The organism is Ruegeria sp. CDSC045 (assembly GCF_059610725.1).
This window is the reverse complement of the sequence record NZ_JBXWOE010000014.1, coordinates 85,003-104,889: the sequence shown is the minus strand read 5'-3', so window position 1 is coordinate 104,889 and position 19,887 is coordinate 85,003. Positions and strand designations below refer to the sequence as shown.

Here is a 19,887-nt window from a genome sequence, read left to right as displayed (position 1 = left end):
GCCCCATGTTCGACAAGATCCTGATTGCCAACCGAGGCGAGATCGCCCTGCGCGTCATCCGCGCCGCCCGCGAGATGGGGATTAAGACAGTCGCCGTCCATTCAACCGCAGACAGTGACGCGATGCATGTACGCATGGCGGACGAATCGGTCTGTATCGGCCCCCCGCCCAGCCCTCAAAGCTATCTGTCGGTGCCTGCGATCATCTCAGCCTGCGAGATCACTGGCGCTCAGGCGATCCACCCGGGCTACGGCTTTTTGTCTGAAAATGCCGAGTTTGTGCAGATCGTCGAAGATCACGACATCACCTTCATTGGCCCCACCGCTGAACATATCCGCGTGATGGGGGACAAGATCACCGCCAAGGACACGATGAAGGCCTTGGGCGTTCCCTGTGTGCCTGGTTCAGATGGTGGCGTGCCGGATCTGGCCGCAGCCAAGCGGATCGGTGAAGAATTCGGCTATCCTGTCATCATCAAGGCCACCGCCGGTGGCGGCGGACGCGGCATGAAAGTCGCGATGAGTGCGGATGAGATGGAAAGCGCCTTTATGACCGCGCGCGCCGAAGGCAAAGCCGCATTTGGTAATGACGAGGTCTATATAGAGAAATACCTGACCACACCGCGCCACATCGAGATTCAGGTCTTTGGCGATGGCAAGGGCCAAGCGGTTCATCTGGGCGAGCGCGACTGTTCCCTGCAGCGCCGCCACCAAAAGGTATTCGAAGAGGCACCCGGCCCCTGCATCACCCCCGAAGAACGCGCAAGGATCGGTAAGGTCTGTGCCGATGCGGTTGCCAAGATCAACTATATCGGTGCAGGTACGATCGAATTTCTGTACGAAAATGGCGACTTCTATTTCATCGAGATGAACACCCGCCTACAGGTCGAGCACCCGGTCACTGAGGGCATCTTTGGCGTAGATCTGGTGCGCGAACAAATCCGCGTTGCGGCTGGTCAGCCAATGTCATTCGGTCAGGATGATCTGAAAATCAATGGTCACGCCATCGAGGTTCGGATCAACGCCGAGAAATTGCCAAACTTCTCGCCCTGCCCCGGAAAAATCTCGGCCTACCATGCGCCGGGCGGTCTGGGTGTGCGGATGGATTCAGCGTTGTATGACGGGTACACGATCCCGCCCTACTACGACTCACTGATCGCCAAACTGATCGTGCAGGGCCGCGACCGGCCCGAAGCACTGGCCCGTCTCGAACGCGCATTGGGTGAGTTGATCGTGGACGGAATCGACACGACGGTTCCCTTGTTCCACGCACTTCTGCAAGAAAGTGACGTCCAAAGCGGTGATTATAACATCCACTGGCTGGAGCACTGGCTTGCGGAGAATATGGCCGACTAACTCTGCTGGGTCGGAAGGTTACCGCTTTCCGACCCTGAGGCGCCTGGCATGAGCCTTTCCCCGGAATTACTGCTCCATGGATATTCCATCGGTATCTTCCCGATGGCTGAACATCGCGATGATCCGGACCTGTTCTGGGTTGATCCTAAGTTTCGCGGCATCTTCCCTCTGGACGGATTTCACATCTCACGCAGCTTGGCCCGCAGGATTCGGAACTGTGGGTACACGGTGTCAATCAACAGGGATTTTGCCGGCGTTGTTGATGGCTGCGCTGATCGCACGGATACCTGGATCAATCAGGAACTTCGCACCCTTTACCAAAAGCTGAACCAATCCGGTCACGCCCATTCACTGGAAATCTGGGACGGCCCGAATTTGGTTGGGGGCGTTTATGGCGTTACTCTTGGCGCTGCCTTCTTTGGTGAAAGCATGTTTTCCCGACGCAAGGATGCCTCAAAAATTGCACTGGCTTATCTGGTCGACCGGTTGCGGTCCTGCGGGTTCAAACTGTTCGATACACAGTTTTTAACCGCGCATCTCGCCTCGCTCGGCGCGATCGAGGTGCCGCGGGCACAGTATCGGAACGCGCTGGAAGAGGCAGTGACTATTGCAGCAGATTTCTCTGCTGATCTCGATCAATCGCCGGATGGCGTGATACAGCGGATCACCCAGACGTCATAGCGCGAATGATCAAGCGCATTCAGGGCTGGCGATGTGGCAATCATCCACCCGTCAAACAGCTGATCCGTTCCGCCTTGTTCCCAAATGGTCAGGTAGGCAAACGCGTCCCCTGTTGGGTTATCTGCAGGATAGCGGCAATCACCCAGCGCGACATCCAGCCCAAAGACTGTCTTGGATTGGCCGTTTTGCAGTTCGACATCAACGGTCTGGCCATTGACCTTATCCAGCCCTCTGAGCATTGCACCCGGTCCAGATTGAACCTTTTGCTGTGCCGCTACCCCAGAGGCTGCCAGTATTGCCGCGATCAGAGCATATCGCTTCATTCGCCGCCATCTCCGGCGACGAACTTAACCAAAAGCGAAATCAGGCTGACTGCGCCCTGTGTATCCTCGACCTGATCGCCCGGTTCAAAGTTAAAGAGCGATCCGCCTGGCATGACTTCTACAAAGTTACCACCCAGCAACCCTTCGGATGAGATCACGATAGCACTGTCATCGGGGACTAAAATTCCATCAGAAATCGCAAAAGTCGTGTCCGCCCGGTAGGTTTCCGGGTTCAGGGCCACTCCTGTCACGGTGCCGATTTTGACCCCGGCAAGCCGCACGTCCGTTCCGACGCCGACGCCTTCGAGCGAGCGGAAAGAGGCGTTAAGCTCATAACCAGAACCGCCCTGGGACAGGCCTGTCGACTGGCTCGCATAGACGCCAAACGCTATTGCCCCGGCCAGGACGGCGCCTCCGACCAAAACTTCTGAAACTTTGTAAGATGACATTGCTCGCCTCGTCTTATTCCGGGTTCCAGGCCTCATAATCCGAACGCTCGACCGGATCCGGGCGGCGCAAAGACCCCGCCGGTGCATAAGCAAGCGCGGTTCCTGTCAGGTTTTCCTGATGCGGTTTTTCCCAGGATTTATGTGCCAGAGGTTTATCGGTTGGCGGTTCGTCCCAGGTGCGGTGCAACCAACCGTGCCAATCGGGATCAACCCTGCTGGCCTCGGCCTCACCGTTGAAGATCACCCAACGCCTGCTGTCATCCGCGGTACGATAAAACATATTGCCTTCATTATCTTCACCGACTTTCACGCCTTTGCGCGCGGTGTAAATCTGGGTGTTCAGGGTGGCCCCGTTCCACCAGGTCACGGCGCGCAAAAGACTGTTCAGGATTCCCATCGGCTGCCTCCGGCATTTTTGTCTCTGCAGATATGGACCAAAGGTCCGCCAAGGTCCAGTGCTAGGGTAACGTTGCGCATCAATCCGGCAAAACTGCGGTCACTTCAATCTCGATGCGGTCCTCTGGCGTGATCAGGTTGCATTCGGTCACTGTCGCCGCCGGCGGGTTTTCACCAAATGCCTCAACCAGCAAGGGCCAGCACAGTTCAAATTCCGACATGTCCGGAAGGTAGTAGTTTACCCGAACCACATGCGCCAAATTTGATCCAGCCTCATCCAAGGCCTTTTCAATCGCCTGCAGCGCGGATTTGCACTGTCCGACGATATCTTTGGGAATGATTTCGCCTTGTGCGCAGGTTCCGGCAACAAAGACAAAACCGTTTGCAACCACTGCCCGGCAATAGCCGACTTTGGCCTCATATTGACCGCCCGAGGAAATTCGCCTTATCGTCATCCTGCCCTCCCAAACACAAAATGGCGCGGGATCACCGCGCCATCTGTTGCAATTCAAATTCAGTGATTACCCGGCCGAAGCTGATTCCGCCGCATCCGCATAGATGATCAGCGGCTGCTTGTCCGAAGAAACAGCCTCTTCATTAACGACAACTTCGGTCACGTTCTTCATGCCAGGTAATTCGAACATCGTGTCCAGAAGGATGTCTTCAAGGATCGAGCGCAGCCCGCGTGCACCTGTCTTCCGTTCAATGGCGCGTTTGGCGATAGCCTTGAGCGCATCGTCGGTAAAGCCCAGCTCGGCATCTTCCAGTTCGAACAGACGCTGATACTGTTTGACCAGCGCGTTCTTGGGTTTTGTCAGAATGGTGACCAGCGCATCCTCGTCGAGATCCTCAAGCGTGGCCAGAACTGGCAGACGTCCGACAAATTCCGGGATCAGACCGAATTTCAGCAGGTCTTCAGGCTCCAGCTCTTTGAAAATCTCACCGACGCCGCGGTCATCATTGTCCCGCACATCGGCACCAAAGCCCATGGCCGAGCCTTTGCCGCGCTGTGCGATAATTCTATCCAGACCCGCAAAGGCACCACCGCAGATGAACAGGATATTCGTCGTGTCCACTTGCAGGAATTCCTGCTGCGGATGCTTGCGTCCACCTTGCGGCGGAACACTGGCGACGGTGCCTTCCATCAGCTTCAGCAGCGCCTGCTGCACGCCCTCGCCCGACACGTCGCGCGTGATCGAGGGATTCTCGGATTTGCGCGTGATCTTGTCGACCTCATCGATGTAAACGATGCCGCGCTGCGCGCGTTCGACATTGTATTCGCTGGCCTGCAACAGCTTGAGGATGATATTTTCCACATCCTCTCCCACATAACCGGCTTCGGTCAGCGTGGTCGCATCGGCCATGGTAAAGGGCACATCCAGAATGCGCGCCAGAGTTTGCGCCAACAACGTCTTGCCGCAGCCTGTCGGGCCGATCAACAGGATGTTGGATTTGGCCAGCTCGATATCGCTGCCGGCCTTCTGAGCGTGATTCAATCGTTTATAGTGGTTGTGAACCGCCACTGACAGAACCCGCTTGGCCGTAGCCTGACCGATCACATAATCGTCCAGAACTTCGCAGATGTCTTTCGGCGTCGGCACTCCGTCAGAAGATTTCAGCCCGTTGGCTTTCGTCTCTTCGCGGATGATGTCCATACACAGCTCGACGCATTCATCACAGATGAACACGGTCGGACCTGCAATCAGCTTACGCACCTCATGCTGGCTTTTGCCACAGAAGCTGCAGTAGAGCGTGTTTTTGCCGTCACCGCCTGAATTCGTCGCCATGATCTACCTTTCGGGCTCCATCCTATGCCCCTTGCGGGGCCGCGCTTGCGCCTGTTCGTGCAGCTTAGGCCAGCACTGTGGCGGCTACAATCTCAAAATACCCCCCGTATCGGCGACACGAGGGGTCTGGGCTTAGCCCTCTTCGCCGCTCATCTTGGCGCGGTTTTCAACGATCTCGTCGATGTGACCCCATTCCTTAGCCTCTTCCGGGCTCATGAAGTTGTCACGGTCCAGCGCCTTTTCAACGGCCTTTTTGGTCTGTCCAGTATGGCGTACATAGATATCATACAGGCGATCCTTCAGCTTTTGCGTCTCAGCTGCGTGGATCATGATATCGCTTGCCTGCCCCTGATATCCGCCACTGGGCTGGTGCACCATGATGCGGCTGTTCGGCAGGGAAAAGCGCATGCCCTTCTCACCACCGGCCAGCAGAACCGACCCCATCGAGGCCGCTTGACCGATCACCAATGTGGAACATTTCGGCTTGATATACTGCATTGTGTCGTAAATCGACAAACCGCTGGTGACTACGCCACCCGGCGAGTTGATGTAGATCGAGATTTCCTTGTTCGGGTTTTCCGCCTCAAGGTGCAGCAGCTGAGCAACCACAAGATGGCTCATCCCGTCGTGGATCGGGCCGTTGATAAAGATGATCCGCTCTTTCAGAAGGCGCGAGAAGATATCATATGCGCGCTCACCCCTGCTGGTCTGCTCAACGACCATTGGGACAAGCGTGTTCATGTATGTGTCAACGGGATCGAACATAAGAAACCTGCCTGCTTTGCTATGGATCGGGACACTACCCGAAAATCTGTTACCTGAGTCTTAGTATCGCCACAGTGGGGCTGCAAGGGGTGCAGGAAACTTCATGCCCTGCAAATGCAAATAGATATTCAGCGGTGACTAAAGCGATACGCTCTTCAAAGTCGAAATCTGCGTCGAACTCTCACAAGTTCCCCTTTTCCCCTCACCTCATTTTGATTCATGCATATGAGAGTAAATGTTCATAACTAGCTGACTTGCGACCTTCTCCAGGCAGCAACACAAACAGGCGCCCAAAGTGTGGGCTGGTAAGGAAACAGAGGATGGCCCTTCCACAACTTTCTCAGGAAACATCTCCGGAAAATTTCGACAAAATGGTTGAAAATGCAACGCATGCTGCAAATTTCCTCAAGGCCATCAGCCACGAAGGGCGTCTCATGATCCTGTGCCACCTGGTATCGGGAGAAAAGTCAGTAACAGAACTGGAAGAGCTGCTTTCGGCGCGGCAAGCCGCTGTTTCGCAACAACTGTCGCGGTTGCGACTTGAAGGGTTGGTGACGCCTCGCCGCGAAGGCAAGGCGATCTTTTATAGACTTGCCGATGAACGGCCACGCCGGATGTTAGAGGTTGTCTACGAACTCTTTTGCAACGAAGAATAAGAGCAATCCGCTATCCCGGCTACTTACGACTTACTTTTGGAACAGTCTTGATAGCCGGCGGACATGGCCATTAGCAAACTGTCATAGTGCGAAATTCCCGTGTCAAAACTCACGCCTACGGGGTCCAATTCAAAGATCGTGGCCCCGGTTCCTTCGATCGCTGTCCGTACCAGCCTTGTGTCAAATTGCGGCTCAGAAAAGGCACAAACAATTCCTTCATGCTCAACCTTTTCACGCAAAGCCGCCAATCGCGCCGGCCCGGGAGAGGACGCATCGCCAAGACTGACTGCGCCGGATGACTCCAGCCCAAATCGCTTTTCGAAATACTGATAGGCATCATGAAACGTTATGAATGACAGCGTCTGCATATCTGTCAGATCTGTCATAATTTTTTCTTTCAGCTCAACCAGTTCCCGATCTGCGGTTGCAGCGTTCTGCTGATAAGTTTCGGCGTTTGAGGGGTCCGCCTGTGAGAGTGTTGCAGCAATCACTTGAACCCAGATACGCGCATTCTCGGGATCCAGCCAGGCATGAGGATCGATCCCTTTGTGATCATGGTCATGTTCGTCGTCATGATCTGCGTGGTCCGCATGGTCGTCATGATCTGCGTGGTCCGCATGGTCGTCGTGATCTGCATGGTCATCATGATCCGCACCATCGGTCGCATCGCGAAAATCATAGAGTATCGTTCCATCGGCATCCAACAAAGAGACATGCAGTGCATCCGGCGACAGCGCACCCAAGGGTTTAGCCAGCCAAGGGGTCAGCTCTTCTCCAGTCCAGAATACGATCTCGGCGGACTGCAAAGACCGCGCCTCAGAAGGCCGCATCGCGTGATCATGCGGAGACGCGCCGGGTGGAATGATCAAGCTGGGCTCACCCACGCCGTCCATCACCCGGGCGACCAGCGAATGGACAGGCGCAATATCGACGGCCACGCTTGGCGCCTCGGCGATTGCCTGGCCCGCAAACGCAAGTGAGCACACATATAGTGTAGATCGGAACATTTTCCCTCCAAATTGATATGTTATTACATTCGTTGAGCGCTTGTTAATCCGGACGTTATTACATATCAAGTTCAAAATCATTGGAGCCCCGTCATGAGCACCGTTGGATTCAGACAACACGATCACGCCCACTGCGTTCACACTGCGCTGTCTCAGGCCGAAAACAAGTGCAGAACAAAGCGCCTGCAGTTCACCACTGTCCGACGCCGTGTTCTTGAGATCCTGTTGGAAAAGCACCGGGCAATGGGCGCATATGATATCCTGGCTGTGCTAGCTGCAGAAGGGCTCGGGTCGCAACCTCCGGTCGCGTATCGTGCACTGGATTTCCTTGTGCAAAACGGGTTCGTGCATCGTATCGAGCAACTGAATGCCTATACAGCCTGCGCCCACCCGACCCATGACCATGTCCCCGCGTTTCTGATCTGCAGGTCCTGCAAAGCAGTGGCTGAAACGGAAACCGAGCTGACACAGGGTCGATTGGGCGCTGCGGCGAACACCTCGGGGTTTCAAATCGAACGAGTAGTGGTCGAGGCCGAGGGCCTATGTCCCGAATGCGTAGGGTCGGCGGCATGAATACCCCCCTTATTTCATTGAAAAACATGTCCATTCGGATCGACGGCCGCACGATCCTTGAACATGTGAATGCGGCAGTTTCCGAAGCAGAGATCGTAACCATTGTGGGGCCCAACGGATCTGGTAAGTCGACTCTTTTACGGGCGATCATTGGGGCCATTACCCCATCAGAAGGCCAGGTAAGCCGCGCACCCGGCCTGCGCATCGGTTATGTCCCGCAAAAACTGGCTTTGGACGCCGCTTTACCGATGACCGTGCAACGTTTCCTGGGCTTACCCAAACGGATCTCGGCCCGCAAAGCGCTGGATGCACTAGAACGAGCGGGCGTCCCGGATCTGCGCAACCGGCAAATGACCCAACTTTCGGGCGGTCAATTTCAACGAGTTCTGCTGGCGCGCGCACTCCTTGATGATCCTCAGGTCTTGCTTTTGGATGAAGCGACGCAAGGCCTGGATCAACCGGGTGCAGCTGCCTTTTATCAACGCATTGAGCAGGTCAGACGCGACCTTGGTTGCGCGATCGTGATGGTCAGTCACGATCTGCACGTTGTCATGGCGGCCTCAGACCGTGTGCTATGTCTGAACGGACATATATGCTGCGAGGGGTCGCCTCATACCGTCGCGGACGCACCCGAATACCGGGCCCTATTTGGCAGCGGAACCAAGGGCATGATGGCCCTTTACCAACATCAACACAGCCATTCGCACGACCATGACCACCACCACGATCAGGAAACAACCAACTCATGTTAGACGATTTTATGGTTCGTGCGGCGCTGGCGGGTATTGGTGTTGCACTCGCGGCGGCCCCTTTGGGGTGCTTTGTGGTATGGCGCAGGATGGCCTATCTGGGCGAAGCCACAGCGCACGCGGCTGTTCTGGGTGTGGCACTGTCTCTGGCATTTTCGCTTCCGATGCTGCCGTCGATTGTGGCGTCAGCGCTTGCCATGGGGCTTACCGTCACGCTTTTGCGTGGCAAGGGGTTGGCGATGGATACATTACTAGGCGTAATAGCGCATACAGCCCTGGCCGCAGGGCTAGTCACAGTCGCCTTGCTGTCCGACGTCCGGCTGGATTTAAATGCCTTTCTGTTTGGTGATATCCTGGCTGTCACCAAAGGCGATTTGGCAACCATTTGGGGTGGCGGCGCGTTGATCCTGGCAGTCATGATCTGGCGCTGGTCAGCCCTACTTGTCGCCACGCTGAACCCGGACATGGCCTATGCATCCGGCATTGACCCAAAGCGCGAGGAGGTGTGGTTGACGCTGACCATGGCGCTGGCCGTTGCCGTGGCAATCAAAGTGGTAGGGGTTCTGTTGATTGCCGCCCTGCTCGTCATCCCGGCAGCCGGCGCGCGGTCTTTGGTGAAAACACCTGAAAATATGGCGTTCGGGGCCGCCATCATCGGATCAGCTGCCGCCCTTGCCGGGCTGTGCGGTGCGTATCTTGCCGACACTCCGGCCGGGCCCAGCATCGTCTGCGCCGCAGCTGTGATCTTTCTGGTAACCGCCGCCATCGGGCCGCTTTTTCGTAAAGAATAGATTGCCGGTTCAAAACTCTGGTTCACCATTAGCAAAACTGCTACGAAAATCGGGACTTATACAAAAGGAGAGACCTATGATCCGAGCCGCACTTATTGGACTGGCCCTTTGCACACTCGCCGCATGTGAAACCGCTAAAGGCGCCGGTAAAGATATTGAAAAAGCAGGTGACGCAATTCAGGGCGCAGCCACCGAGGTTCAGGAAAACATCTGATTCCTTTCGGAATGTAGCGATTAAAATCGGGCGACATACAAGATATAGTTGCCCTCTGCACCCGCACCCGCTATCCTTGCGGACACAGGTGCATAGACGCGGCATTGCATTTCTGACACGATCACGGGGTTCTTGCTTAAACGCAAGAACCCCGTTCCCGTTTTAGGGGGAATTAAATTGCTGCCTGTATGAATCCGGGGCCCGGAAAAAGGAAAAGGCGTCAGGTGCGCAGACGCGGTCTTTGCACGTGCCCAAAGGACACCCCTGACGCCTTACCGGTTCGACACGCCCGAGGGACGTCCCGATCCAGTTGCTTTGTCCCCCTAAGGGGCCACAGCCGCTGAACAGAGCCCGAGGGCCCCGCACAGCACGCATTAACCTTCTGAGAGCTTGATCACCTGTTTCAAACTTGACGCCCAAATCAGCGGATCACGCACCGGTAAGTCTATGCAGTAGAACAAAATCCTAAGATTTCCCTTCACCGCAGCGACCCCCTTGGCCTTTGCGTCCCACCCAGGATCCTAAGAACCTCTGCGGTAACCTGACTGTTACATCGCGGTCATAATCGGGCAAGAAAATAGCACTGCAGCATAAAAAATAGTCGGGGATAAACTGTTGATATCTCGCTGGAGAGTGATGTGGATAACTCTAGATTTTACGTTCCTGCGCAGAGTTGCGATTGGACAAGTGAAATTGCGTGCTTGCCCCGGGGTTTTGGACTCTTTCTGCAGGCGCAAACGGGCTGCACGACCCTTCTGGGGGTTTTGGTGAGCGATTGCGCCGATCCGATCCCTGATATTTCGAATCAAACCCGCCGTGAACGGGTCGCTCTTTGGCCACGGCCTCCGAGGACCGAGGCATTTTCTGACCAATCAGGGCCACCTGCCCGCATTTTGCGCTGAAAGCCTGTTCTGAATTTGAGAAGCGCTCCGACCCGGTTGAGTTACCTACTAAGCGCTGCGGCAATTCGCAGCCAGTACCCCCTAAATTCCAACCGGACCAGAGACGCTTCAGTTCACCTGGAGACCAGAGACGAGCCCGGAACTCGTTCGATCGCGCAGGCTACGCAAATTCAAGATTACATACAGCCCAAGGATCTTGCGCCAGCCCACGCAGCCAACCTAAATGAAGGGGCATTTACCGCTTCGATAGTTGAATTTGCTGTCACTGGCTCACCTCCTGCACTGGGCCTTTCGCTGGCCTTTTATACAGATTGGGTGGCTGAGGGCCGGTTGCAACTTACCTAAAGGAAGCTTCATGAAGGCTTTAAAAAAGCCTAACCAGATTGTCGCGCTTAGGCCCAGGCCAGCGCGGTGCCGATCACGACCAGGGAAATGCCAAACACTTCGCGATGCGAGAAGTTTTCGCCAAACAGAAAGAATGAGGCGATGGCGATCAGAACGACCTCGGCCCCCAGAATGCCGGTATAAATGATGCCCAACCGTTCGTCGCGCAGGGCGGCGAGTTCCAGCGTGGCCCCGGCCAGCAGGGTCGCGACGATCAGCAGGCCAAGCCCCAAGCCGGGGATTTTCCACCAGAACTTCATCGCGACCATGGCAACGGAATAGAGACCCGCTGACCCGAGGGCAATGAAGGGGATCATGGATGTGGACATCTGCGCCTCCTGCTAGGGTACCGCAGGGTAAACTCTAGCAGGCCAGCCGGGATGCGGCTGTGAGGTTGGTCACAATGGGTCGAACAGGCCTTATCCCGCGATCTTTCGGGTCACCAGATACGAAACCGGAAACGCCGCAATAAAGCCAGCTCCGGCAGCGATCAGGATAGGGTATAGCGTCGTATACCCCATCGACAGAACCGCAATGACAGCGGACCCGGCAAAGGTGGAGCCAAGGAAGATATGTACGATCAACATCAGGGGAAGCATGGGGGCCTCATATCAGGGATTCAACTTCCGCGGATCCTAGGATTGAGCGCACACGCGGTCTTTGATCTGGGTCAGAGTGAGGTCCGCCTTGGAATTCTTCATTGAACCCAGGGCAGTTAGGTCAAACAAAGAATGAGGGCGCGGTCGAAGCTGTGGGGTTGGTCTCGTTGGATGAACGATTTTCAACCCACCAAACTTTATCCTGTGAAGCGAAAGTCTTGTATTTAATCTACTCTCTGCGTTTCCGCCGGTAATGAAAATAGCAAGCCCCAAACCCGACAAGAGCACAGATACTATCTGCGATGTACCAAGGTTCGTAGTGCGCCCACCGGTATGCAACGATTGCAACCAGTAGCAGGCAAGCGACAATGAACTCAATTTTTGGATCGTACCTAAACATCTTCGCTATAGGTTCGGTTACCACAATGTAAATTGCAACGGTCGATCAAAAAACTGAGGGCCGCGCCGCCACATGGGGGCGGGTCGGCGAGGTCCGGCGGTGCCGCCGGGCGGGTGGGTTGATTAGAATGCGAGATAAAATATACGGGTTACAGCAAGTTCTTACGGCAGCTAATCTTTTCACAACCAACCAGTTTTTGACACAGCAACAGTTCGAGCAAATGTATGAACGATCATTTTCCTGAAAGAGGCACGGCTATGGAAGGATTACTTCCAAAAGAGTTCGCATATGATTTGGGGCTTTATCTACAAACCTGTGCTCATATCGAATTTTTGGCAAGCGCGCTAATCGTTTGCCTTAATGGGTTGAAGCCAGAGGACAATGACTGGTTTGATCGGTACTGCCAAGTGAGAAAACTCTCTACTACAAAACTCATCAAAGAACTTAAAAAGTCTAGTGAGCCCGCGAGAAACTTCGGTTTCGATGAAGACTTGTCAGCCTTGTCAGATTGGATAGCAAAGTTTATTCAAAACCGGCATATGGCTGCACATGGCGCTTTTTTCGGGTCGCCAAACGGATTCCTACGTGTCGACTATGTGATGAACACTGGTCCTAGAAAGGAACCTAACTTCAAGCGTGCTACTAGTGCCGTGACGCAAGAGAACATCGACGAGGTGCTCCAAGACGCAGATCGAATCTACCACATTGTCCTTGGAATGATTGGCCGAATCCGAGAAGATTTGCCGATAAGAATACATCGAGTGATCGTGCCGATAGTTGAACACCCTTCTTAGGAAACTCGCCTGCTCTCCCTGCCTCACACTGTGGGGACGCAGTCACTTGCCGCGTAGCACAAAATAGTACCAATAGCTGACTCCGACACCAATCGCCAAAAGAACTGGATCGATCACAGCGTGCAGATTCCCCGAATGCCAGCGCTGAGCCAAAATCAACAGCAGCACTGCGCTGGTCAATCCAAATTTTACATTCGCGTCATTCCACATAACCGTCAAACCCGCAGGTTCAGGCGAACCATTAGCTGTCCATCTTCAACGCGCTAATAAACGCCTCCTGAGGTATATCAACCTTCCCGAACTGACGCATCTTTTTCTTACCCGCCTTCTGCTTGTCCAGCAGTTTGCGTTTCCGCGTGGCGTCGCCTCCGTAGCACTTCGCGGTCACGTCCTTGCGCAGGGCCGAGAGGGTCTCGCGGGCGATGACCTTGCCTCCGATGGCGGCCTGGATCGGGATTTTGAACATGTGGCGCGGGATCAGGTCCTTGAGCTTTTCGCACATCGCCCGGCCCCGCATCTCGGCCCGGTCACGGTGAACCATGGTCGACAGCGCATCGACCGGCTCGTCATTCACCAGCACCGACATCTTGACCAGCGCGTCCTCGGTATAGCCGGTCATCTGATAGTCAAACGAGGCATAGCCCTTGGTCACCGATTTCAGGCGGTCGTAGAAGTCAAAGACGACCTCATTCAGTGGCAGGTCATAGACGACCATGGCGCGGCTGCCCGCATAGGTCAGGTCCATCTGGATGCCGCGGCGGTCCTGACACAGTTTCAGCACGTCGCCCAGGAATTCGTCCGGCACAAGGATGGTCGCCTTGATGCGTGGTTCCTCGATATGGTCGACCTTTGACGGGTCGGGCATGTCGGCGGGGTTGTGCAGTTCGATCATCTCGCCGTCTTTCATGAAGACGTGATAGATCACCGAGGGCGCGGTGGTGATCAGCTCGATATCATATTCGCGCTCAATCCGGTCGCGAATGACCTCAAGGTGCAGCAGGCCAAGGAAGCCGCAGCGGAAGCCAAAGCCAAGGGCGGCCGAGGTTTCCATTTCAAAGCTGAAGCTGGCGTCATTCAGCGCCAGTTTGTCGATCGCGTCGCGCAGGTCTTCGAATTCGGAACTGTCGACGGGGAAGAGGCCACAGAACACCACCGGTTGCGCGGGTTTAAAGCCGTCCAGCGCGATTTCTGCGCCATTGCGGTCATTGGTGATCGTGTCACCAACGCGGGTGTCGCGGACCTGTTTGATCGAGGCGGTGAGAAAGCCAATTTCGCCGGGACCGAGGCTGTCGACCATCTCCATCTCAGGCCGGAAGACGCCGACGCGGTCGACATGGTGCAGGGTGTTGTTCGACATGAACTTGACGCGCATGCCCTTTTTCAGGGTGCCGTCCATGATGCGGACCAGAACGATGACGCCGAGATAGGCGTCGTACCAGCTATCGACCAGCATCGCCTTGAGCGGTGCATCCAGATTACCCTTGGGGGCCGGCAGATGGGTGACAATGGCCTCCAACGTCTCATGGATGCCCTGCCCGGTCTTGGCGCTGACCTGAATCGCCTCGGACGCGTCGATGCCGATCACATCCTCGATCTGTTCGGCCACGCGGTCACAATCGGACGCAGGCAGGTCGATCTTGTTCAGCACCGGCACGATGTCGTGGTCAGCGTCGATGGCTTGATACACGTTCGCCAGCGTCTGCGCCTCGACCCCCTGGGTCGAGTCCACAACCAGCAGAGAGCCTTCGACCGCGCGCATCGACCGGCTGACCTCATAGGCAAAGTCCACGTGGCCGGGGGTGTCGATCAGGTTCAGCACGTATTGCTCGCCATTGTCAGCGGTATAGTCGATGCGGACCGTGTTGGCCTTGATGGTGATGCCGCGCTCGCGCTCGATATCCATGCTGTCGAGCAGCTGTTCCTTCATGTCACGATCCTTGACCGTACCGGTCTCTTGGATGAGCCGGTCAGCAAGGGTGGATTTGCCATGGTCGATATGCGCGACGATGGAGAAATTGCGGATATGAGCGAGGTCTGTCATGGATTGGGGATATGTATAGATTTTAAGGTTTGGTCAATGGCTGCTGAAACAACAGCGGCGATCAAATTTGAAACAGAGAACAGCTAAGGCGCAAATACATCAGTATGCTCCATCTTGGGCCTGCTAAATCTTACCTAACGCTCCTACCCATGACCTTCGACTAGCTGCAGTTCTTTCATACTTCGTTTGAAACATGCGTCGGGAACCTTGGCATCACTGTCAGCCTCCACGATGATTTCCCAAGTGGACCTAGCAAGATCGCCGGTGACACGCTTACTGGCCCAATAAACTTCGTTCGAAATTACACTTTCCAACGGGCTGCGCGGTGACAATGGCGTCGTAAGGTAACTTCCGCCGGTTGCAGTACATTCCGAAATAGAGTCCGGGCATCGATCTTCACAGAAATTTCGAACCGGCGTCCAAGCTCGGATATTGCCGCTGTGTTTAATTGCCGCTTCACGCGCTTCGCCATCTTCGACCAGTGCGCGTGGCGAGAGATGGCCCCAAGCAAACTCAGACAGTCGGAAATGCTCATTACCAGTCAAAGTTCTAGGAACACTAGCCGATCCTGCATATGGGCTGTCTGAGCCTTGTGAAGCTTGAAAAAGCGCCCATGCCAATAATACATCAGCCTCTTCGGGAAGTTTGTCATCCAGACCCTGCAAGACAGAAACAAGTTCTTCAGCCTCACCATTTAACAGCATAGATTGCGCAGCAATTATTGCTCTCTGCGGCTCGCCCAACTCTATGAGCGTTGCAATTGCCGGAGCCTTCTCTCCTATCTTGGACGCTTGAAGAAGCGCCAGGGCTAAGGCCTCTGAGTTCTGTGCTTCGGTCAGCCAAGATTTACCAGATAGACCGCCGGGTTTGCGCAACAAAGCAATGCGCTCCTTGCGCTCCATATCTGTAGTAACATGAGAGTGGTATTTGCTGCCGCTTGCTATACTCGCCAGCAAGATTTGCGCCGCAGTATTGCCTTGTTGCGCCTGTCCAGCCAGATTTTGCAATGCGACCAAATCATCGCCATCCAACCATGCTTGAACCGCCTCGTTGAATTCCGGCACGTCTTCGCCTTGCAGAGAACCAGAATCTGACAAAGCTGCTATCGGAGACAAACAGACTGCGATCGAGAAGAAAAACGTTTTGATCGAAACCACAAAATTGCTCCTTGAATAAGCTGCTTTTATTCATTTCCGACGCACCTCAGTGCGTAGTTGTGCCCTCGTCAAATCAACACCGTTTGATTTGCCTGTCAAAACAATTGATCCCTCCCCCCGTTTGATTCATAATCCGCCACAGACCGAGAGGGGCATCAGACCCGTCCGGGCAGGCAAAAACGAGGCAAGAGCATGAAACAGTTCCTCTTAATCGCATTCTGCGCGGCATCGCTGACGGCAGTGACTCCGGTTGCGGATGCAGCGCAGATCAAACGGGCGTGTCTGGCGTCGGACCGGTCGGCGGCTACGCGGGCACGGTGCAGTTGCATTCAGCGCGTCGCAGATCAGGCGTTGACGCGGGGCGATCAGAAGACCGTCGCCAAGTGGTTCACCGACCCCCATCAGGCGCAGGAGTTGAAGATGTCGCAGACTTCGCGCGATGATGCGCTGTGGGATCGGTATAAGAACTTTGGCCAGATGGCGCAGGCAATCTGCAACTAAGCCGGTCACGCTGCTTGACCTGATGCGCACTGCACCTCAGAAATGGCGCAGCGAAAGGTGTATCAGATGGTAATGAAAGGGCTGACCCTGCGGGGCCTTGAGGTGTTCGAGGCTTTGGCGCGGACAGGATCTGTGGCACAGGCCGCCGAGATCACGGGGCTCAGCCAGCCTTCGGTTTCTCAGCAGTTGCGCAATCTGGAAAAGGCATTGGGCACTGATCTGGTCGATCACGGGCGACGACCAATGCGTTTAACGCAAGCCGGCCGCAGCTTTCTGGCGCGGGCCGAGGTCGTGCTGGCCGAACTGCAAATGGCCCAAAGCGAACTGACCGTGATGGATCTGGGGCATCTGACCACCCTCTCCATCGGTTTGATAGACGATTTCGACAACGATCTGACCCCGCGGCTGGCGACCTTGCTGGCCGACAGCCTGACCCGGTCGAAATTCAAACTGATCACGTTGCCCAGTCTAAACCTGTTCGCCGAGCTGGAGGCGCAGAGGCTGCATATGGCTGTATCCGCGCATTCCGGAGAGGTCCTGAAGGGTGTGATTGAATACCCTCTGGTTCAGGACCCTTTCATTCTGGTGACCCCAAAGGGTATGGGGAATTCAATACAGGACCTGCCCTTTCTGCGATACGCCCGAGATCAGCTGATCAGCCGCCAGATCGAGGCGCATCTGGCGCGCCAGCAAATGGAGTTCGAGGAACGGTTTGAAATCGGCTCGCACCTGGCGCTGATGGCAATGGTCGCACAGGGGCTTGGCTGGGCGATCACAACACCACTGGGATATATGCGTGCGACGCGGTTTCATGACGGGATGGAGGCGCATCCGGTCCCGTTCGGTGACTTCGCCCGCACAATTTCGCTTTTCACCCGCTCTGACTGGTCAGACCAAGTACCCAAAGAGGTTGCAGACATGATCCGACGGCTGATGCGGAGCCAGATTGTTGATCCGGCAGTCGCGCAGGTGCCGTGGCTGGGCGGGCAGTTGAAGGTGATGAGTTAGTGTAGGGCACCGCAGATATTGGAAGCATATTTACTAACGCGCCGTGTGTTTCTGCCACCAACTTCATACAGAACTGAACCAGGGTTAGCTTTGCGAACCGAAGCAACCGCTCGACGAATCTCTGCTACAGCAGTCGCAAACCTGTGATAGCAAATTGGAATGGCAACGATATCAACACAGACGAGACCAACTATTCCCTATCCGATTGCGGTTGCCGGCGTTCTTTTCGCCTCAATTTGTTTCGGGTTGGTTCCCTTTTTTAGCCGAGGGCTGACCGAGCAAGGCGTCGCGCCTTATGCCGTCGCGTTCTATCGCTACATCGTTACGGCAATTCTGCTGCTGCCTGTTCTTATTATACACCGAAACGCTTGGCGCGAGATTGCTTGGGGGCTTTCGGCAGGCGCGGTAATGGGCCTTGGATGGATTGGATATGTGACGGCGCTGGAGACATTGCCCGCATCGACTGTGGGCGTTCTCTATATGACCTATCCGGTTTTCACGCTGATCATTGCCTGGGCTTTGTTCGCCGATACACCCACAAGGCGCGCATTGTTCGCCTCGGGCCTCATTACGTTGGCGGCACTCATTGCAGGATCGCCCGCATCTGTTCCGATACAGCACATACCAACGCTTCTGATGTCGCTGGCAGCCCCAATCGGGTTCGGCTTCGGCATATGTGTCTTGGTTCACAGGTTGTCCCGCATCGCACCGCTTGCGCGCATTGCTTCGGTTTCCTTGGGATCGGTTCTCGGGCTGTTGCCGCTGATGTTGAACGCCGATGTTGCCAAGTTGCTCCCGCAAGGGCAATCCGACTGGATTTTGATCGTCGGAATTGGCCTGGTCACAGCGCTTGTGCCACAGCTCATTTATACGATCTGCTCGCCGTTGATCGGCGCTTCTCAAACTGCGGTCGTCGGCAGCATTGAATTGCCGACAATGTTTGCTGTGGGCTTTCTTGCCTTTGGCGAAGCAATCACAACACCACAGGCCGTAGCCTGCGCTTTGGTTTTGGGTGCGATTGCGATCACCAGAAGCCGGACGACACGCACCTTATCCACTGTGATTGCGAAAGAACCAAACAGGTGAGCTTGGCCCCGATGCAGGCGTCGATTGATTTTACACCTGAATGTCGAAGACATCAGAGCGTCTACAACTAAGCCCTCAGATGTGCGTCAAGACCTGCGACGGCCTTTTCGATCAAATCCAGCGTGCCCTCGAAATCACGGGTGTAATACGGATCGGGCACATGATCCGCGCCTGTCTCAGTAGCGAAATCAGTCAGCAAGCGAACCGGAGTTTCGTTGCCACGGGGGCGCAAGTTTTCGATATTGATAAGGTTCTCTGCATCCATTCCGATGATCAGGTCAAAGTGGTCAAAATCTTCGGCCACGAATTTGCGCGCGCGCAGATCGCTGATGTCGATACTACGGTCATGAGCAGCCTGCTGCATTGGGCCATAAGGCGGGTCTCCGATGTGCCAGCCAGAGGTTCCGGCGCTGTCGGTGGCATGATGCGGCGCACGGGCGCGAAAGGCACCTTCGGCGGCCGGAGACCGGCAGATATTGCCCAAACAGACGAAAAGGATACGGTGTGTCATACAACCGGGTGTAACGCGTGAGGCGGAAATGGAAAAGATCGTCATTCTGACCGGTGCCGGGATTTCCGCCGAAAGCGGGCTGGGCACATTCCGCGACGAAGGGGGTCTGTGGGCGCAGCACAGGATCGAGGATGTCGCCACGCCCGAAGGCTTTGCCCGCAATCCGGCGGTGGTGCACAAGTTCTACAACGCGCGCCGTGTGCAGGCTGCACAGGCGCAACCCAATCCGGCCCATACCGCGCTGACCCATCTGCAACGCAACTGGCCCGGCGAGGTTATCATCGTGACCCAGAATGTCGACGGCCTCCACGAAGCCGCAGGATCCGAGAATGTGATCCATATGCACGGCACCCTCGCTGGGGCCTTATGCACCACCTGCGATCACCGCTGGGTCGCCCCGCCCGAGATGTCGGTGGGTGAACCCTGCCCCGCCTGCGGTGGCCCAACCGCCCGACCCGATGTTGTATGGTTCGGTGAGATGCCCTATTTTATGGACCTGATCTACGATCACTTGGCCAATGCTGCAATCTTCGCTTCAATCGGCACCTCGGGTCAGGTCTACCCCGCCGCAGCATTTGTGCACGAGGCGACAATGTCAGGCGCACGAACCGTCGAGTTGAACCTAGATCCGTCATCCGGCGCCTCGAGTTTCGATCAGGTGATACTTGGCCCTGCATCCGAAACCGTGCCACGCTGGGTTCAAAAGCTGTTGCGCGAATCTTAGCCCGCCAGACCGGCACCAAAATTATTGACACGAC

General features: G+C 55.5%; 24 protein-coding genes. 12 read left to right on the top strand and 12 right to left on the bottom strand.

Translation table 11 applies throughout. The features are described 5' to 3' along the window. Positions 1-5 precede the first annotated feature (5 nt). Both accC and aat read left to right on the top strand, forming a co-directional pair. Positions 6-1,355: an acetyl-CoA carboxylase biotin carboxylase subunit gene (gene accC, locus AC2FH6_RS19865; RefSeq protein WP_271950374.1), complete on the top strand. Its 1,350-nt coding sequence runs from the start codon at positions 6-8 to the stop codon at positions 1,353-1,355. Positions 1,356-1,403: 48 nt separating this feature from the next. Next, positions 1,404-2,036, top strand: coding sequence for a leucyl/phenylalanyl-tRNA--protein transferase (gene aat, locus AC2FH6_RS19860; protein ID WP_496703390.1), 633 nt, complete (start codon positions 1,404-1,406; stop codon positions 2,034-2,036). On the opposite strand, the gene AC2FH6_RS19855 is transcribed toward aat, so the two are convergent. The 6 genes from AC2FH6_RS19855 to AC2FH6_RS19830 all read right to left on the bottom strand — a co-directional run bounded on the left by AC2FH6_RS19855 (position 1,991) and on the right by AC2FH6_RS19830 (position 5,756). Then, positions 1,991-2,359: a DUF2155 domain-containing protein gene (locus AC2FH6_RS19855; RefSeq protein ID WP_142638127.1), complete on the bottom strand. Its 369-nt coding sequence runs from the start codon at positions 2,357-2,359 to the stop codon at positions 1,991-1,993. The genes aat and AC2FH6_RS19855 overlap by 46 nt on opposite strands. After that, positions 2,356-2,808: an outer membrane lipid asymmetry maintenance protein MlaD gene (gene mlaD, locus AC2FH6_RS19850; RefSeq protein WP_496703388.1), complete on the bottom strand. Its 453-nt coding sequence runs from the start codon at positions 2,806-2,808 to the stop codon at positions 2,356-2,358. Before mlaD ends, AC2FH6_RS19855 begins: the two co-directional genes overlap by 4 nt. Before the next feature lie 13 nt (positions 2,809-2,821). Then, positions 2,822-3,205: an NADH:ubiquinone oxidoreductase subunit NDUFA12 gene (locus tag AC2FH6_RS19845; RefSeq protein WP_271950379.1), complete on the bottom strand. Its 384-nt coding sequence runs from the start codon at positions 3,203-3,205 to the stop codon at positions 2,822-2,824. Between the two features lie 79 nt (positions 3,206-3,284). After that, positions 3,285-3,659, bottom strand: coding sequence for a Rid family hydrolase (locus tag AC2FH6_RS19840; RefSeq protein ID WP_142638120.1), 375 nt, complete (start codon positions 3,657-3,659; stop codon positions 3,285-3,287). Positions 3,660-3,725: 66 nt separating this feature from the next. Next, positions 3,726-4,991, bottom strand: coding sequence for an ATP-dependent Clp protease ATP-binding subunit ClpX (gene clpX, locus AC2FH6_RS19835; protein WP_142638118.1), 1,266 nt, complete (start codon positions 4,989-4,991; stop codon positions 3,726-3,728). 132 nt (positions 4,992-5,123) lie between these two features. Beyond that, on the bottom strand, positions 5,124-5,756 hold the full coding sequence (locus AC2FH6_RS19830; protein ID WP_142638117.1) for an ATP-dependent Clp protease proteolytic subunit: 633 nt from the start codon (positions 5,754-5,756) through the stop codon (positions 5,124-5,126). A gap of 320 nt (positions 5,757-6,076) precedes the next feature. On the opposite strand from AC2FH6_RS19830, the gene AC2FH6_RS19825 reads away from it, so the two are divergent. Continuing rightward, on the top strand, positions 6,077-6,412 hold the full coding sequence (locus AC2FH6_RS19825) for an ArsR/SmtB family transcription factor (RefSeq protein ID WP_142638116.1): 336 nt from the start codon (positions 6,077-6,079) through the stop codon (positions 6,410-6,412). Between the two features lie 23 nt (positions 6,413-6,435). Here AC2FH6_RS19825 and AC2FH6_RS19820 read toward each other — a convergent pair whose 3' ends face one another. Beyond that, the gene (locus tag AC2FH6_RS19820; protein WP_496704029.1) at positions 6,436-7,419 is read right to left on the bottom strand and encodes a zinc ABC transporter substrate-binding protein; all 984 of its coding nucleotides are present in this window, start codon (positions 7,417-7,419) and stop codon (positions 6,436-6,438) included. A 93-nt stretch (positions 7,420-7,512) separates the two neighbouring features. On the opposite strand from AC2FH6_RS19820, the gene AC2FH6_RS19815 reads away from it, so the two are divergent. From AC2FH6_RS19815 to AC2FH6_RS19800, 4 genes are all read left to right on the top strand, one after another. Next, positions 7,513-7,992 (top strand): Fur family transcriptional regulator, encoded by a 480-nt coding sequence (locus tag AC2FH6_RS19815; protein ID WP_142638114.1) that lies wholly within the window; start codon positions 7,513-7,515, stop codon positions 7,990-7,992. Continuing rightward, positions 7,989-8,744, top strand: a complete 756-nt coding sequence (locus AC2FH6_RS19810) for a metal ABC transporter ATP-binding protein (RefSeq protein ID WP_496704028.1) — start codon at positions 7,989-7,991, stop codon at positions 8,742-8,744. Before AC2FH6_RS19815 ends, AC2FH6_RS19810 begins: the two co-directional genes overlap by 4 nt. Beyond that, a complete protein-coding gene (locus AC2FH6_RS19805) occupies positions 8,738-9,532 on the top strand; it encodes a metal ABC transporter permease (protein WP_496704027.1) in 795 nt (264 codons plus the stop codon). The genes AC2FH6_RS19810 and AC2FH6_RS19805 overlap by 7 nt, the downstream gene beginning before the upstream one ends. A gap of 76 nt (positions 9,533-9,608) precedes the next feature. After that, positions 9,609-9,746, top strand: coding sequence for an entericidin A/B family lipoprotein (locus AC2FH6_RS19800; RefSeq protein ID WP_142638111.1), 138 nt, complete (start codon positions 9,609-9,611; stop codon positions 9,744-9,746). Positions 9,747-11,040: 1,294 nt separating this feature from the next. On the opposite strand, the gene AC2FH6_RS19795 is transcribed toward AC2FH6_RS19800, so the two are convergent. Together AC2FH6_RS19795 and AC2FH6_RS19790 are read right to left on the bottom strand one after the other, a co-directional pair. Beyond that, positions 11,041-11,361 carry a hypothetical protein gene (locus tag AC2FH6_RS19795; protein WP_142638110.1) on the bottom strand — a complete coding sequence of 107 codons (321 nt, stop codon included), beginning with the start codon at positions 11,359-11,361 and terminating at the stop codon, positions 11,041-11,043. 90 nt (positions 11,362-11,451) lie between these two features. Further along, positions 11,452-11,631: a CTP synthetase gene (locus tag AC2FH6_RS19790; RefSeq protein WP_142638109.1), complete on the bottom strand. Its 180-nt coding sequence runs from the start codon at positions 11,629-11,631 to the stop codon at positions 11,452-11,454. 624 nt (positions 11,632-12,255) lie between these two features. Between AC2FH6_RS19790 and AC2FH6_RS19785 the strand changes: the two genes are divergently transcribed. Further along, the gene (locus AC2FH6_RS19785) at positions 12,256-12,825 is read left to right on the top strand and encodes a hypothetical protein (RefSeq protein ID WP_496704026.1); all 570 of its coding nucleotides are present in this window, start codon (positions 12,256-12,258) and stop codon (positions 12,823-12,825) included. A 241-nt stretch (positions 12,826-13,066) separates the two neighbouring features. Here AC2FH6_RS19785 and lepA read toward each other — a convergent pair whose 3' ends face one another. Both lepA and AC2FH6_RS19775 read right to left on the bottom strand, forming a co-directional pair. Further along, complete coding sequence (gene lepA, locus AC2FH6_RS19780; RefSeq protein WP_142638105.1) at positions 13,067-14,866, bottom strand: translation elongation factor 4; 1,800 nt, start codon at positions 14,864-14,866, stop codon at positions 13,067-13,069. 143 nt (positions 14,867-15,009) lie between these two features. Then, positions 15,010-16,023, bottom strand: coding sequence for a hypothetical protein (locus AC2FH6_RS19775; RefSeq protein WP_496704025.1), 1,014 nt, complete (start codon positions 16,021-16,023; stop codon positions 15,010-15,012). A gap of 192 nt (positions 16,024-16,215) precedes the next feature. Here AC2FH6_RS19775 and AC2FH6_RS19770 point away from each other — a divergent pair, with 192 nt between their 5' ends. The 3 genes from AC2FH6_RS19770 to AC2FH6_RS19760 all read left to right on the top strand — a co-directional run bounded on the left by AC2FH6_RS19770 (position 16,216) and on the right by AC2FH6_RS19760 (position 18,618). Continuing rightward, positions 16,216-16,524, top strand: a complete 309-nt coding sequence (locus AC2FH6_RS19770; protein ID WP_496704024.1) for a hypothetical protein — start codon at positions 16,216-16,218, stop codon at positions 16,522-16,524. 66 nt (positions 16,525-16,590) lie between these two features. Beyond that, positions 16,591-17,532, top strand: a complete 942-nt coding sequence (locus AC2FH6_RS19765; RefSeq protein ID WP_282022114.1) for a LysR family transcriptional regulator — start codon at positions 16,591-16,593, stop codon at positions 17,530-17,532. 159 nt (positions 17,533-17,691) lie between these two features. Then, positions 17,692-18,618, top strand: coding sequence for a DMT family transporter (locus AC2FH6_RS19760; RefSeq protein WP_496678342.1), 927 nt, complete (start codon positions 17,692-17,694; stop codon positions 18,616-18,618). A gap of 67 nt (positions 18,619-18,685) precedes the next feature. Here the strand turns inward: AC2FH6_RS19760 and AC2FH6_RS19755 are convergent, their stop codons facing one another. Next, on the bottom strand, positions 18,686-19,129 hold the full coding sequence (locus tag AC2FH6_RS19755; protein WP_496692854.1) for a low molecular weight protein-tyrosine-phosphatase: 444 nt from the start codon (positions 19,127-19,129) through the stop codon (positions 18,686-18,688). Positions 19,130-19,157: 28 nt separating this feature from the next. Between AC2FH6_RS19755 and AC2FH6_RS19750 the strand changes: the two genes are divergently transcribed. Further along, positions 19,158-19,853, top strand: coding sequence for an NAD-dependent deacylase (locus tag AC2FH6_RS19750; protein WP_496704023.1), 696 nt, complete (start codon positions 19,158-19,160; stop codon positions 19,851-19,853). Positions 19,854-19,887: the final 34 nt, after the last annotated feature.

Coding starts and splice junctions, on each gene's coding strand:
- AC2FH6_RS19820 (WP_496704029.1), bottom strand. CDS start 7,419: ATGTTCCGATCTACACTATATGTGTGCTCACTTGCGTTTGCGGGCCAG.
- AC2FH6_RS19765 (WP_282022114.1), top strand. CDS start 16,591: ATGGTAATGAAAGGGCTGACCCTGCGGGGCCTTGAGGTGTTCGAGGCT.
- AC2FH6_RS19770 (WP_496704024.1), top strand. CDS start 16,216: ATGAAACAGTTCCTCTTAATCGCATTCTGCGCGGCATCGCTGACGGCA.
- AC2FH6_RS19840 (WP_142638120.1), bottom strand. CDS start 3,659: ATGACGATAAGGCGAATTTCCTCGGGCGGTCAATATGAGGCCAAAGTC.
- AC2FH6_RS19800 (WP_142638111.1), top strand. CDS start 9,609: ATGATCCGAGCCGCACTTATTGGACTGGCCCTTTGCACACTCGCCGCA.
- AC2FH6_RS19815 (WP_142638114.1), top strand. CDS start 7,513: ATGAGCACCGTTGGATTCAGACAACACGATCACGCCCACTGCGTTCAC.
- clpX (WP_142638118.1), bottom strand. CDS start 4,991: ATGGCGACGAATTCAGGCGGTGACGGCAAAAACACGCTCTACTGCAGC.
- AC2FH6_RS19810 (WP_496704028.1), top strand. CDS start 7,989: ATGAATACCCCCCTTATTTCATTGAAAAACATGTCCATTCGGATCGAC.
- AC2FH6_RS19785 (WP_496704026.1), top strand. CDS start 12,256: ATGAACGATCATTTTCCTGAAAGAGGCACGGCTATGGAAGGATTACTT.
- AC2FH6_RS19750 (WP_496704023.1), top strand. CDS start 19,158: ATGGAAAAGATCGTCATTCTGACCGGTGCCGGGATTTCCGCCGAAAGC.
- lepA (WP_142638105.1), bottom strand. CDS start 14,866: ATGACAGACCTCGCTCATATCCGCAATTTCTCCATCGTCGCGCATATC.
- AC2FH6_RS19825 (WP_142638116.1), top strand. CDS start 6,077: ATGGCCCTTCCACAACTTTCTCAGGAAACATCTCCGGAAAATTTCGAC.
- accC (WP_271950374.1), top strand. CDS start 6: ATGTTCGACAAGATCCTGATTGCCAACCGAGGCGAGATCGCCCTGCGC.
- AC2FH6_RS19790 (WP_142638109.1), bottom strand. CDS start 11,631: ATGCTTCCCCTGATGTTGATCGTACATATCTTCCTTGGCTCCACCTTT.
- AC2FH6_RS19755 (WP_496692854.1), bottom strand. CDS start 19,129: ATGACACACCGTATCCTTTTCGTCTGTTTGGGCAATATCTGCCGGTCT.
- AC2FH6_RS19760 (WP_496678342.1), top strand. CDS start 17,692: ATGGCAACGATATCAACACAGACGAGACCAACTATTCCCTATCCGATT.
- AC2FH6_RS19830 (WP_142638117.1), bottom strand. CDS start 5,756: ATGTTCGATCCCGTTGACACATACATGAACACGCTTGTCCCAATGGTC.
- mlaD (WP_496703388.1), bottom strand. CDS start 2,808: ATGTCATCTTACAAAGTTTCAGAAGTTTTGGTCGGAGGCGCCGTCCTG.
- AC2FH6_RS19795 (WP_142638110.1), bottom strand. CDS start 11,361: ATGTCCACATCCATGATCCCCTTCATTGCCCTCGGGTCAGCGGGTCTC.
- aat (WP_496703390.1), top strand. CDS start 1,404: ATGAGCCTTTCCCCGGAATTACTGCTCCATGGATATTCCATCGGTATC.
- AC2FH6_RS19855 (WP_142638127.1), bottom strand. CDS start 2,359: ATGAAGCGATATGCTCTGATCGCGGCAATACTGGCAGCCTCTGGGGTA.
- AC2FH6_RS19805 (WP_496704027.1), top strand. CDS start 8,738: ATGTTAGACGATTTTATGGTTCGTGCGGCGCTGGCGGGTATTGGTGTT.
- AC2FH6_RS19845 (WP_271950379.1), bottom strand. CDS start 3,205: ATGGGAATCCTGAACAGTCTTTTGCGCGCCGTGACCTGGTGGAACGGG.